This is a genomic window from Xanthomonas indica (assembly GCF_040529045.1).
Classification (GTDB): Bacteria; Pseudomonadota; Gammaproteobacteria; order Xanthomonadales; family Xanthomonadaceae; genus Xanthomonas_A; species Xanthomonas_A indica.
Map to the genome: position 1 here is coordinate 561891 of NZ_CP131914.1, position 11876 is coordinate 573766.

10 protein-coding genes are annotated in these 11876 nt (G+C 64.6%); 7 read left to right on the forward strand and 3 right to left on the reverse strand.

Going from position 1 to position 11876, the window contains the following annotated elements; all coding sequences use genetic code 11:
* The first annotated feature begins 153 nt into the window (after positions 1 to 153).
* From Q7W82_RS02410 to Q7W82_RS02425, 4 genes are all read left to right on the forward strand, one after another.
* Positions 154 to 2262: a methyl-accepting chemotaxis protein gene (locus tag Q7W82_RS02410; protein ID WP_242161476.1), complete on the forward strand. Its 2109-nt coding sequence runs from the start codon at positions 154 to 156 to the stop codon at positions 2260 to 2262.
* A 244-nt stretch (positions 2263 to 2506) separates the two neighbouring features.
* A complete protein-coding gene (locus tag Q7W82_RS02415) occupies positions 2507 to 3409 on the forward strand; it encodes a type II toxin-antitoxin system RelE/ParE family toxin (RefSeq protein WP_242161478.1) in 903 nt (300 codons plus the stop codon).
* Positions 3410 to 4072: 663 nt separating this feature from the next.
* Complete coding sequence (locus Q7W82_RS02420) at positions 4073 to 4528, forward strand: hypothetical protein (RefSeq protein ID WP_242161480.1); 456 nt, start codon at positions 4073 to 4075, stop codon at positions 4526 to 4528.
* Between the two features lie 597 nt (positions 4529 to 5125).
* Entirely contained in the window at positions 5126 to 6388 is a 1263-nt protein-coding gene (locus tag Q7W82_RS02425) for a lipase family protein (protein WP_242161483.1), read from the forward strand.
* A 301-nt stretch (positions 6389 to 6689) separates the two neighbouring features.
* Here the strand turns inward: Q7W82_RS02425 and Q7W82_RS02430 are convergent, their stop codons facing one another.
* The gene (locus Q7W82_RS02430; protein WP_242161485.1) at positions 6690 to 7391 is read right to left on the reverse strand and encodes a DUF2306 domain-containing protein; all 702 of its coding nucleotides are present in this window, start codon (positions 7389 to 7391) and stop codon (positions 6690 to 6692) included.
* A 271-nt stretch (positions 7392 to 7662) separates the two neighbouring features.
* Here Q7W82_RS02430 and Q7W82_RS02435 point away from each other — a divergent pair, with 271 nt between their 5' ends.
* A complete protein-coding gene (locus Q7W82_RS02435) occupies positions 7663 to 8496 on the forward strand; it encodes a restriction endonuclease (protein WP_242161487.1) in 834 nt (277 codons plus the stop codon).
* 83 nt (positions 8497 to 8579) lie between these two features.
* Entirely contained in the window at positions 8580 to 10280 is a 1701-nt protein-coding gene (locus tag Q7W82_RS02440) for an AIPR family protein (RefSeq protein ID WP_242161489.1), read from the forward strand.
* A gap of 146 nt (positions 10281 to 10426) precedes the next feature.
* Here the strand turns inward: Q7W82_RS02440 and Q7W82_RS02445 are convergent, their stop codons facing one another.
* Together Q7W82_RS02445 and Q7W82_RS02450 are read right to left on the reverse strand one after the other, a co-directional pair.
* Positions 10427 to 10561, reverse strand: coding sequence for a hypothetical protein (locus Q7W82_RS02445; protein ID WP_260115099.1), 135 nt, complete (start codon positions 10559 to 10561; stop codon positions 10427 to 10429).
* 164 nt (positions 10562 to 10725) lie between these two features.
* Positions 10726 to 11145: a type II toxin-antitoxin system Phd/YefM family antitoxin gene (locus tag Q7W82_RS02450; protein WP_242161491.1), complete on the reverse strand. Its 420-nt coding sequence runs from the start codon at positions 11143 to 11145 to the stop codon at positions 10726 to 10728.
* 278 nt (positions 11146 to 11423) lie between these two features.
* Between Q7W82_RS02450 and Q7W82_RS02455 the strand changes: the two genes are divergently transcribed.
* Positions 11424 to 11756, forward strand: a complete 333-nt coding sequence (locus Q7W82_RS02455; protein ID WP_019797267.1) for a hypothetical protein — start codon at positions 11424 to 11426, stop codon at positions 11754 to 11756.
* The last annotated feature ends 120 nt before the right edge of the window (positions 11757 to 11876 follow it).

The window sequence follows — 11876 nt, forward strand, 5'->3', positions numbered from 1 at the left end:
CCCATCCCTTCAGATCGCCTGGGCAACGCCGCTATCCATGCGCCGGCCCGGGGACCTGCGCCATGCGCGCGTCACGCGGGCGCAGGCAACCTGCCTGCCCGTCCGCCGTCACCCACCGTCGATCCCTCTTCCCTCCCCCATTCCCCCGATCCCATGCACGTCTTCTCGCATCTGCGCATCGGCCAGCGCCTCGCGCTCGGCTTCCTCACCCTCATCGTGCTGATGGTCCTGCTCACCGTGGTCGGCATCCAGCGCGTGCACAGCATCGACCGGCGGCTGACCGCAATCAACGAGGTCAACAGCGTCAAGCAGCGCTACGCGATCAACTTCCGCGGCAGCGTGCACGACCGCGCCATCGCCCTGCGCGACGTGGTGCTGCTGGACGACCCGGCCAGCCGCCAGGCGACCGAGCAGACCATCGACAAGCTGGCCGGCGACTATGCGCGCGCCGCGCAGCCGCTCGACGCCCTGCTCGCCGCCTCCAGCGATGCCCAGGAGAACGCCATCCTGCAGCGGATCCAGGGCATCGAAGCGCGCACCATGCCGCTGATCGCACAGGTGCGGCAGTTGCGCGATGCCGGCGACACCGTGCAGGCGCAGGCGCTGCTGCTGCAGCAGGCGCGCCCGGCCTTCGTCGACTGGCTGGCCAGCATCAACGCCTTCATCGACCTGCAGGAAGCCAAGAACCGCCAGGCCGCCAAGGAGGCGATGGACACCGCGCGCGGCTTCGCGCTGCTGATGATCGGCTGCACCGTGCTGGCGCTGCTGCTGGGCACGGTGATCGCGCTGTTGCTCACCCGCCGCGTGGTGCGTCCGCTGCGGCAGGCGCTGGGTCTGGCCGAGCGCATCGGTGCCGGCGACCTGAGCAGCCCGGACATCGCCACCACCCACGACGAGGCCGGGCAGTTGCTGCGCGCCATGCAGCAGATGCAGCGGCGCCTGCACGAGGTGATTTCCGCGCAGCGCGAGATGGCCGCGCGCCACGACGCCGGCGCCATCAGCTACCGCATGGACGCGCAGCGCTTCCCCGGCGAGTACGGGCGCATGGTCGCCGACACCAATGCGCTGGTGGATGCGCACGTGCAGACCCAGCTGCGCATCACCGAGGTGATGGGCCGCTACGCCATCGGCGACCTCAGCCAGGACATCGCCCACTACCCCGGCGAGAAAGCCGCGATCACCGCGGCGATGCAGCAGGTCAAGCAGAACCTGCACGCCATCAACGTGCAGATCCAGACCCTGGCCGAAGCCGCGTGCGCCGGCAACTTCGCCCACCGCGGCCAGCCGGAGCAGTTCGAGCACGCCTTCCGCACCATGGTCGAGAACCTCGACACCATGATGGCCACCGCCGACGCCAACCTGGGCAAGTTCTCGGCGCTGCTGCGCTGCATCGCCGACGGCGACCTCACCGTGCGCATGCGCGGCAACTTCCACGGCGTGTTCGCGGCCATGCGCGACGACGCCAACAGCACCGTGCACCGCCTCACCGACATCGTCGCGCACATCCAGCGCACCACCAACAGCATCGGCTTCGCCGCCGAGGACATCGCCAGCGGCAACCAGGAGCTGGCCAAGCGCAGCGAGCAGCAGGCGGCCAGCCTGGAAGAGACCGCCGCCTCGATGGAGGAGCTGACGTCCACGGTGAAGCAGAACGCCGAGCACGCCCAGCGCGCCAACCAGCTGGCGCTGGGCGCGGCCGGCGTGGCCAGCGAAGGCCGCGACGTGGTCGGCCAGGTGGTGGAGACCATGACCGGCATCCAGGCCGCCTCCAAGCGCATCGCCGACATCATCGCGGTGATCGACGGCATCGCCTTCCAGACCAACATCCTCGCCCTCAACGCCGCGGTCGAAGCCGCGCGCGCCGGCGAGCAGGGCAAGGGCTTCGCGGTGGTGGCCGCGGAAGTCGGCACGCTCGCGCATCGCTCCGCGGGCGCCGCCAAGGAGATCAAGACCCTGATCGACGACTCGGTGCAACGTGTGGCCCACGGCGCCACGCTGGTGCACCAGGCCGGCGCCACCATGGACCAGGTGGTGGCCAGTGTGCAGCACGTCACCGACCTCATGGGGCAGATCTCCGCCGCCTCGCACGAGCAGGCCAACGGCATCGCCCAGGTCAACCAGACCATCGCGCGCATGGACGAGACCACCCAGCAGAACGTGGCGCTGGTGGAAGAGGCCAGCACCGCGGCGCGCTCGCTGGAGGAGCAGTCGGCGCAGCTGACCCAGGCGGTGGAAGTGTTCAAGGTGGGCGCCTACGTCTGATCCTGGTGCCCGGTGCCGCGCCGCGCGTGGCACCGGGCGCGCCCCTGCCGGCAGCGGATGACGCACGGGCACTGCCGAGCGCCGCCGACCGCGCGGCGGGTGAACGCCAGGTGTCGGCCGATGCCGGCCATTGCAGCGGCTGCCATGGCCGGCGCGGGCGCAGGCGGTACGATGGCGGCCTCCCACGTTTGTCCCCTCCCCGGAACCGCATGAAGGCTGGCTCCCCCGACGCCGCCGCGACGGCATGAGCCGCGCGCCCAACCGCGCGCCCGCCGCGGCCGAGACCCGCAGCGAACGCTGGCAGCGCTGGATCGCCTGGCTGCTCAGCGCACTGCTGCACGTGCTGATGGCGCTCGCCCTGCTGTATGCGGCCAAGCCCACCATGTCCACGCCGCAGGGCGCGGCCGGCGGCAGCCGCATCCGCGTGGACTTCCTCGGCGAAAGCGACAAGCCGGTGAAGCCGCTGCCGCCCAAGCCCAGTCCGCCGCCGGCGTCCGCCGCGCCCAAGCGCACGCGGGCCACCACCGTGCAATCCACCCTGGTCGCGCAGTCCGACGACCCGGTGCCGCCGCCCGATCGTGCCGACACGCCGAAAGCGGCCGACACCCCGCGGCCGGCCCCGGTGCGGCAGCCACGGCCCGCGCCGCCGGCCCCAACCCCGCCCGCGGACACCCCGGCGCCGAGTCCGGCACAGACCGCCGACAGCAGTCCGCCGCCGCCGACCGAGCGGCGCCCGCAGACCTGGACCGGGCGCCCGCCCGGCGCGCTCGACACCGACACCGCGCCCGACAACAGCGGCCTGGCGGCCGGCCCCGGCAGCCGCGGCAACCGCCACGACATGGACGCGGCCCAACCCAGCCTGGAGGTGGGTGGCTACCTGGTCTATTACGACCTGGGCAGCGAGAGCCAGCTGCGCACCTGGCAGCAGCAGGGCATGAAAGAGATGTTCATCCTGCTGCCCGGCACCGAGTACCGCATGGTCTGCCCGCTGGAGATCGCCCTGACCCGCGGCTCCGGCAAGTGCCGCGCCCTGCCGCCGGACTCGCCCGAACTCAAGAGCATCGGCGACGCCCGCCAGGTCATCACCATGCTGCAGGTCTACCACCAGGGCGAACTGGTCTGGCGCGGGCCGGGGCCGTATCGCTGAGCCGGCGTGCGCGGGCTGTCGGTGCGTCCACCTTCGTGCAGTCGGGACTGAAGTCCCTCCCACAAGGAGCGACCATCTGTCAGCACTGCCCGCAGCACTCCCACAGCAGACAAGCGCTCCGCCTCCGTATAAGCACTCCACCTCCGTAGGAGCGGCTTCAGCCGCGACAAGCGAAGCCATCGGCACAGCCGGCCTCTTTGCAGTCGGGACTGAAGTCCCTCCCACAAGGAGCGACCATCTGTCAGCACTGCCTGCAGCACTCCCACAGCAGACAAGCATTCCGCCTCCGCACATGCACTCCGCCTCCGTAGGAGCGGCTTCAGCCGCGACAAGCGAAGCCACCACCGCAGCCGACCTCACTGCAGTCGGGACTGAGTCCCTCCCACAAAGCAATGGCCGCCATGCTGCAGGCACCGGCACTTGCACAAGACACCACGCGACTCGCCAACGGTAGGAGCGGCTTCAACCGCGGCCCAGACGACGCTGAGCCAACGCAACACCGAACCCCACGCCCGAAGCGACCACGCCCCACACCCTCACGCGCGCTTTGCATTCGCCGTCGGGACGATTGCTAGAGTCGGCCCGCGCCGCCGCGGCCGCCTGTCCCCCGCTTTGCAGCCATCGCCCGGCCCGGCGTCTTTCCTCCATTGAAGGAGTCTCGACATGCCCTGGAAATTCCCCCTCGCACCGCTCGCCCTCGCCGCCGTCGCCTTGCCCGCGCTGGCCCAGTCCGACCGGCAGGTGGCCGAGGACATGCTGACCCGCTCGGCCAACGTCTGCCCCGGTCACAGCACCGAGCGCACGTCCCCCACGGTGAAGGCCGTGCCGGTGGGCGCACTGCGGGTGATGCTCGACCGCGGCCTGGTGCTGTGCCCGGACCGGCGCCTGGACGCCGACGCGCCGGCCGTGTTCTACGGCAGGCTCGGCGTGTTCGCCTGGAACCCCGAGGTCGCCGCCGGCTCCAGCGTGATCGTCAAACAGATCGACGCGATGACCCGCAAGGACGAATACCCGTCCGACACCCTGGTGTGGGACGCCAAGGGCACGCCGCTGAAGCAGCGCACGGTGCCGGCGTTCGAGCCCAAGCCCGGTGCCACCGTGCTGTACCAGGTGCGCTGACACGCAGCCGCGGGCCCTCGCCCGCGGCCCCGCCACGGCGACCGCGGCCGGCGCGATCCCGCAGGATCCGCCGGCTTTTTGTTGCGTGCGCCCTCTCCGACGACCGCGCTAGCAACGAACCTGGCGCGCCGTGACCTGCTCGCCATCGACGGTGTCCTGCTGCTGTCCCGGCAGCGTCCGCTCCGCGCCCGGCCGCGGACAACCATCGACACGGCACACACGATGATTGCGTATCGCGTCCTGATTATCTTAAAACCACGACTATTTACTTCTGAAAAGTCAGATTCAGAAACGTAGACAAATGCCTATGTCGTGCACGCGACCTGCCGGAACCGCCGAATTCGGCCGGATTCCAGCGACATCATGCGGATTTTTGATTCTTTCCTTTTCGCCACTGTGGCGCACTGCACGCCGCGATACCGATGCATCGCTGGGTTTTCCAGCGCGATATGTCGCGCAGTGCCGTCGCATGCAACGCGAATCAATACCGCGGATAAACATTATCTCGTCGTGTCGCAAAAATAATGCGGACGACATAGTAGCGTCTGCGCCCTCCCCCACCCCCGGGCGACCGGGAATCATTGCGAGGATGTTTCCATGGCCACACAGCGGAATCGGCTGGCGCTGCGCGCACTTTCCCTCATCGGCATCGCGGGCGCGTTGTTGCCCATCGCCGCCACGGCGGCACCGGCACGCGGCACCGTGCTCAACAGCAATGTCCTGACCAGCTACACCCGCCAAGCGATCGGCACGCTGCTGGCCAACGACCAATCCACCGACCAGGCCAAGTGCGACGTGCGCGTGGCCGAGTTCACCTACGCCACCATCGGCGTCAATGGCGAACCCACCACCGCCTCGGCCGCGCTGCTGGTGCCGGGCGGCAGCCAGTGCCCCGGGCCGTACCCGCTGGTGAGCTACAGCCAGGGCACCGAGTCGCAGCGTCGCGCCGAACAGGCCAAGGAGATCCGCGACGCCAAGGGCGACGAGACCATGGTCACCCACCTCGCCACACAAGGCTATGTGGTGGTGAGCAGCGACTACCTGGGCATCGGCCGCTCCACCTATGCATTCCACCCCTACCTGCACGCCGCGTCCGAAGCCAGCGCCACCATCGACGCCCTGCGCGCCGCGCGCCAGGTGCTGCAGCGGCTCAACACCCCGCTGTCGGGCAAGGTCATGCTGACCGGCTACTCGCAGGGCGGGCATGCCGCCATGGCCACCCAGCGCGAGATCGAGGCGCACCTGTCCAACGAGTTCAACCTGGTCGCCAGCGCGCCGATCTCCGGCCCTTACGCGCTCAGCCAGACCTTCCGCGACAGCTGGAGCGGCCGCAACGCGGTGGGCGAGAACACCTTCGGCATCGTGCTGGCCAGCTACGCCATCATCGGCATGCAGCGCACCTACAAGAACATCTACCTCGACCCGTCGCAGGTATTCCAGGATCCCTGGGCCAAGCAGGTGGAGGCGCTGTTCCCCGGCAAGCAGAGCCTGACCGACCTGGTGCTCGGCGACACCCTGCCGGGCGTGGACAAGATCCGCCAATACTTCCAGCCCGGCTTCTACAAGGACTTCGCCAGCAACGCCAACGACCCGTTCCTGCGCGACCTGGAGCGCAACGACCTGCTCGACTGGGCACCGCACACCCCGACCCTGCTGTGCGGCTCGGACAACGACGCCACCGTGCCGCTGAAGAACGCCACCACCGCCGTCGCCGCGTTCAAGGCCCGCGGCAGCAACCAGGCGACCGTGCTCGACCTGGGCACCGGCAAGCCCAGCGACAACAGCGCGCTGGAGCATCTGTTCACCGAAGAAGCCTGCACCATCGCCGTGCGCCAGCAACTGTTCGACAAACTTCGCTGAGGTCGCGGCGGACGACAGCGCAGGCGCACTCCTCCCCCGGCGCCTGCGAACGTCCGTCCCGCTGGCTGCCACGCCTGGGCGCAGGCGTGGCAGCGTTTTCTGTGTGGTGCGAGCGGCGCATGTGCCGGCGTCCCGCGGCGAGGTTGGCGGCGGCGATGACCGCGCGTTGTGCTTCGCGACGCCAAAGCAGAGACGCCGACGCTGGGGCCACAACTGACTCGGACATCCGCATGACCGCAGATCGGCGAGGCGAGGCCGGCGCTGAGCCGCAGGCCCGCGCATCGTCCCCTACGCCCAGCCATCACCCCGTGCCGAGACCGGCGCCACGCAGCAGCATCGACACCTGCTTGCGCCGATCCCGCGCATCGGCGATCGCCCGGCCTACGGCATACACCGACAACGGCACCACCCAGCTCGCCCACAGCAGCAGCGCGATCAAGCCCGGCGACGGCGTCAGGCCCAGGCCGATCGCCGACGGCAACGAAATCCGGAACACCACCGGCGCCAGCGTCGCCAGATAGGCGCGCACCATCCAGCGCTGGTGCCGCAGCACCTGCCCACGCCAGATCGCCACCAGCCCGACCGACCCGGTGACTAGCCACGCCAGCGCCGTGGCCGCGAACGCCCCCCGGATCGACGGTGGCGCCGGCGAGGTCGCGATCAGGCCGACTGCCCCGACCATCGCCACCACCATCCCGGCGAAATACACCCGCCCCACCCACCGATGCAGCCGCGGCCAGCGCCGCCACCGCTGCGTCGCAAACTGCAGCGCCCCCAGCAACAGGCCGACCGCCCCGCCACCGAGATGACACCACAGCCACCCGCGGCGGGTCAGGAACATCGCATAGGCCGGCGACTGCAGCGAGGCGTACTTCAGATACACCGAGTGCACGAACTCCGTGGCGAACAGGGCCAGGGCGAGCCAGAGCAGCCACCAGGCCAGGCGTACGGCTCGGCGGGTGCGCGGTGGCACGAGTTGGGGCCTCGTCGGCTCGCTGTTCATTCCCTGCCCATGCTGCGCCGGACCCTCGGCAGCGCGACGCTAGCATGGACGTCCTGGCTCTACGGGAGGACGCGACGGGCGGCGGGCGGGCGTGTCAGCGAGCGCGGTGGCAAGCGCCGCATGGCGGATCGACGCAGGCGGCCCGGGGCCGGTTACGAAACCGACGCTGCAGCCGATAGAGCGAATCACGTCTCGATTTGTAGACGACCCAGTTAACAGTACAGACATCGCCCGCGCACAGGGCTATGGTCGATCCAGGGACGGGGGTCGCATGGGACGCAGACGGGGAAAGACAGGATTCGACGCGCTGGCGGCGTTGCCGTGGCCGTTGGGCATCGTGGCCGGCATCGCCGGTTTCCTCGCCGTGCGCGACGGCATTCCCTGGTGGTTCTCCCGCCACGACGGCGCGTTATCGCAGGCCATCGCCCAGCAAGCGAAAGGCGCATTGGCTCCCCTGGCGTGGATCCTGCTGCTGCTCTGCTGGATCGCAGCGCTCGCCTCATTCCTCAAGGCGCGGCATCGCCGCCGCCTGCTGGACACCCGCACCACTCTGGAAAGCCTGGCCGCCGGCGGCTGGCGCCAGTTCGAACGCTTGGTCGGCGAAGCCTTCCGCCGCCAGGGCTACGCGGTAGAAGAAACCGGCCTCGGCGGTGCCGACGGCGGCATCGACCTGATCCTGCGCAAGGACGGCCGCCGCACGCTAGTGCAATGCAAGCAATGGAAGCGGCAGCAGGTTGGTGTCAGCGTCGTGCGCGAGATGTATGGATTGCTGGCGCATCACCAAGCCGATGCGGTGAAGATTGTTTGTGTGGGCAGCTATACGAATGATGCGGAACGGTTTGCACGAGGCAAGCCGATCGAACTTATTAGCGGCGAGCGCCTGCTGGAGATGATTCGGGTGGCTCAGACCGATGGTACAGCTGAGGCGGCTACCAAGCCCCGCATCGAACCGGCGCTTGTCTCGCAGATTAATGCCACTTTTCAATCGCCAGCATGCCCACGATGCGGAAGCACGCTTGTGCGGCGAATCAACAGACGTACAGGTGAAGCATTCCTCGGCTGCAGCCAGTTCCCTAGATGTCGCGGATCAAACAAACCAATTTAAAAAATAATTTTGGGTATCTATAAAGCCTATCAATATTTGCAACCGATAGACGTACCTTATTTTATGATCGACAAGAGGCAGTTATGACAAGCAAAAAGAATTTTAAGGACATATTGGAATCCATTGATGCACTTTCGAATAGAGGCGGCATATCCAGGCAGAGAGCCTTTGCCGCCTGGTATGCCATTCAATTTTTCGAAATTGACGAAGATGATGCTTTAGAATCAGCAGCGGCTGATGGCGGAAACGACCAGGGGATCGACATAGTTTTCGCAGATCATAGACTTGAAGAGATGGTTGTTATCCAAGCTCATTGCCCGGAAAATTTAGAAAAGAAAACCCCCAAGGCAAAATGGGACGCACTGGTCTCGTCCCTTCCATACATTAGAAATCATGGTAATTTAGTTAAAGCTGGGCGTCCAGATCTCGCAGAACAAATAAAGCAAATTAAAAGCCAAAATCCAGGCTTTAAGATTTCTGCGGGATTAATAACACTCGGAGCACACTCTGACGCCATTAAGAAGTCGCTTATTGCCCATAAGGCAGACAGCAGCTATAAAGACGTCAGCTTCTTTTATCTTAACCAAGACGATATCCATACTAGATATCAATCCCTTATCGACGCCGAACTTGGCATACCCGAAGATACGCTGGAATTTTCTGGCGGCCATTTTGAGGATGAAGGCGAGTATGGTCGATCGTGGGTTGGATCTATTTCAAGCTCAGAATTGCAACGCCTCCATAGCTCGCACGAAAATAGATTGTTTGCAGGAAACGTGCGCCTGTACTTAGGAAGTCGAAAAGGAGGAATCAATGAGCAAATTATAAAAACGGCCGAGAATTCTCCTGGTAATTTCTGGGCACTCAATAACGGCATTACTATAGTCGCTGATTCCGTATCCCTCAACCAAAAGACGTCTAAAAGCGCTGCCATCAAGGGAACGAGCCTTACTTTGAGAAGGTTTTCCATAGTTAATGGGTGTCAAACGACTTCTAGCTTGGTTCGAGCAAACGCGAACCAGAGCGCAAAAGTTCTTGCGCGTGTTATTGCGGCTCGCAAAGACCTAAAGAATGAAATTGTCCGTTATAACAACTCTCAAAACTCGGTTAAAATATGGACCGTTCGCGCTGTTGACGACATACAAGAGCGACTGCGCAAAGAATTCGCAAAATCAAATATTTCTTACGCCCCGAAACAATCTGGATCTCGCAGAAAGAAAGACGGTGCAACCATCGAATTAGATAAGGTGACCCAGTATCTCGCATCCGCTGAACAGGATTATCTCATACAAGCTATAAACAATAAGAGTGAACTTTTTGACCAGCCTTACCAACATCTGTTTGGCCGCGACATAGGTGCGCCCGATGTGTATCTTGCGTGGCTTGTTGGAAATTTTTCGGAGGAAGAGCGAAAGAAACTTCATTCTGCGGTTAAAGAGGACGAAAGTGCGTCATTACTTGGCGTCGCTAGCAGCTACTGGATAATCTTTAGCACATATAGAATTTTGGCGAGCCAGGATTCTTTCCAAAGAGATGCCATAAGCCTTGAAAAAATGCTTCTTCCAGAATTTCAAAATGCCTTGCGCAAGTATGCGACGAAAGCAACCGAGATATTTTACGAAGCAGCAATTGACACTTATGAGCGGGAAGAATATGGATCAATAAAGAGTTGCTTTCGCTCGAATAAATTTCTTCAAAAAATAAGCGCAAAACTTGGCATGAAAGCGGCCAAGCTCAAAGGCTTACCCAATCTCACGCACGCTGCAAAATCTGCCCATAAGTAATGAAAACGCCAAGGAATCAGGTGCATTTTTTGGAAATGGAGCCGATTTTTAGCCAAAAATGAATCGGGGGCGTATCGCCTGCTTGCGCAGAAGATGCGCCGCCCGCGCCTAGGTGCAACAGGGCTCGAAGTGCACTATTTGCATCCTCACCCTCGATTCCACAGCCCAGCAAAATCGAACGAAAGTTGCCGGTGGTGGCGAATGGAGAGCAGATACACGGCGGCGGATGCCTCCACCGCCGTGTACAGCATCAGGTAGTCGCCGTGCAGGTAGATGCGCAACGCATCCGGTGCTCCCGCCGGCATTGCGTCCAGTTGCGCCAGCGCCTCGGCCGATTGCGGTGGGGTGTCCAGGTAGGGCAGGCCGATGCGGGGGGAAGCGCCGCAGGTTCGGTATCACGGCCGCCCGCAATTCGGCGAGCAGGTCATCGAAGGCCGCAGCGGCATCAGCGTCCAGCAGGAAGGTTTCGATCGCGTCGAGGCATGCGAGGAAGCTCTCCGTCAGTTCGACGCGATGCAACGGTCAACCCCGCTTCTTGGTCGCCCGCTTGCCGGGGTCTGCGGGATGGCGCCTTGGCGGCCGCACGCCGCTGCTGCAGTTGGCCGATGGCCGCGTCGGCCTCTACGGTGCGGCCTGCTGCAATATCAGCCAAGCCGCGCTTCGCATCGTCGAGCAACAGCAGGTGGGTGCGCTCGCGCTCGAGCCGGTGATAGTAGTCCAGCCGGTCGGCGTCGATCAGCGCGACGTAGCTCTCGCCGTTCTTGGTGATGATCTTCTCGGCGCCGGCCTTCGCCTGGTCGGCCAGTTCGGAGAGATTGGCGCGCGCCAGAGTGAAAGGCACCACGTCGTTGACGGAAAAGCCCATGGCCCGCTCCTTTCACTATTGATTACAGCATTCTGTACAGGCTATCGCCTGCATGGTGTTGCTGCCAGCGCACACGGACGCTCGTCCGGGCAGGGCCCAACGCGTGGCATGGCGATGGGCAAGGCCGCACCAACGCAGGTCGCATCCCCCTCCTGAGCGCTACAAGCGCTCCAGCCACCGACCGGACTTCTGCGGGTACGTCCTGCCCCGGAATCTTGACCTCCCATACATCCAACCCACCGCATCCTCGCCCCGATTCCAACACCGGAGGCGGGGACATGACGAAGTGGATGGGGGCCGCGCTGGCCGCGGCGATGCTGGTGACCGGCTGCGCCCGGGTGGAGGGCGAGAAGTTCGTCGGCCACTGGGTCAACGTGGAGTCGAAAGACGACACGATGGACATCGAGCGCAACGGGGAGTCGTTCATGGTGCGCAACACCACGCCGCGCTTCTTCAGCCGCAAGCCCAAGACCGAGAGCTACCCGGCCATCTACAAGGACGGCGTGCTGCAGGTGACCAACGACGGCGAGACGGTGAACTTCGCCATCGACGAGGCCGATGGGCACCTCAATACCGGCAGCGACGAGTACCAGCGGGTTCCGGCCAAGTAGGCGCATCGTCGGCGTGCGTTGTCCCGGATGACGCGACGCCCAGCCTGAAATCCACACTGAGTGTCGCGCCAGCGCGGCGCGCAGCATGGTTTCGCTTGCATTCGATGCAGCGCCTGGCGC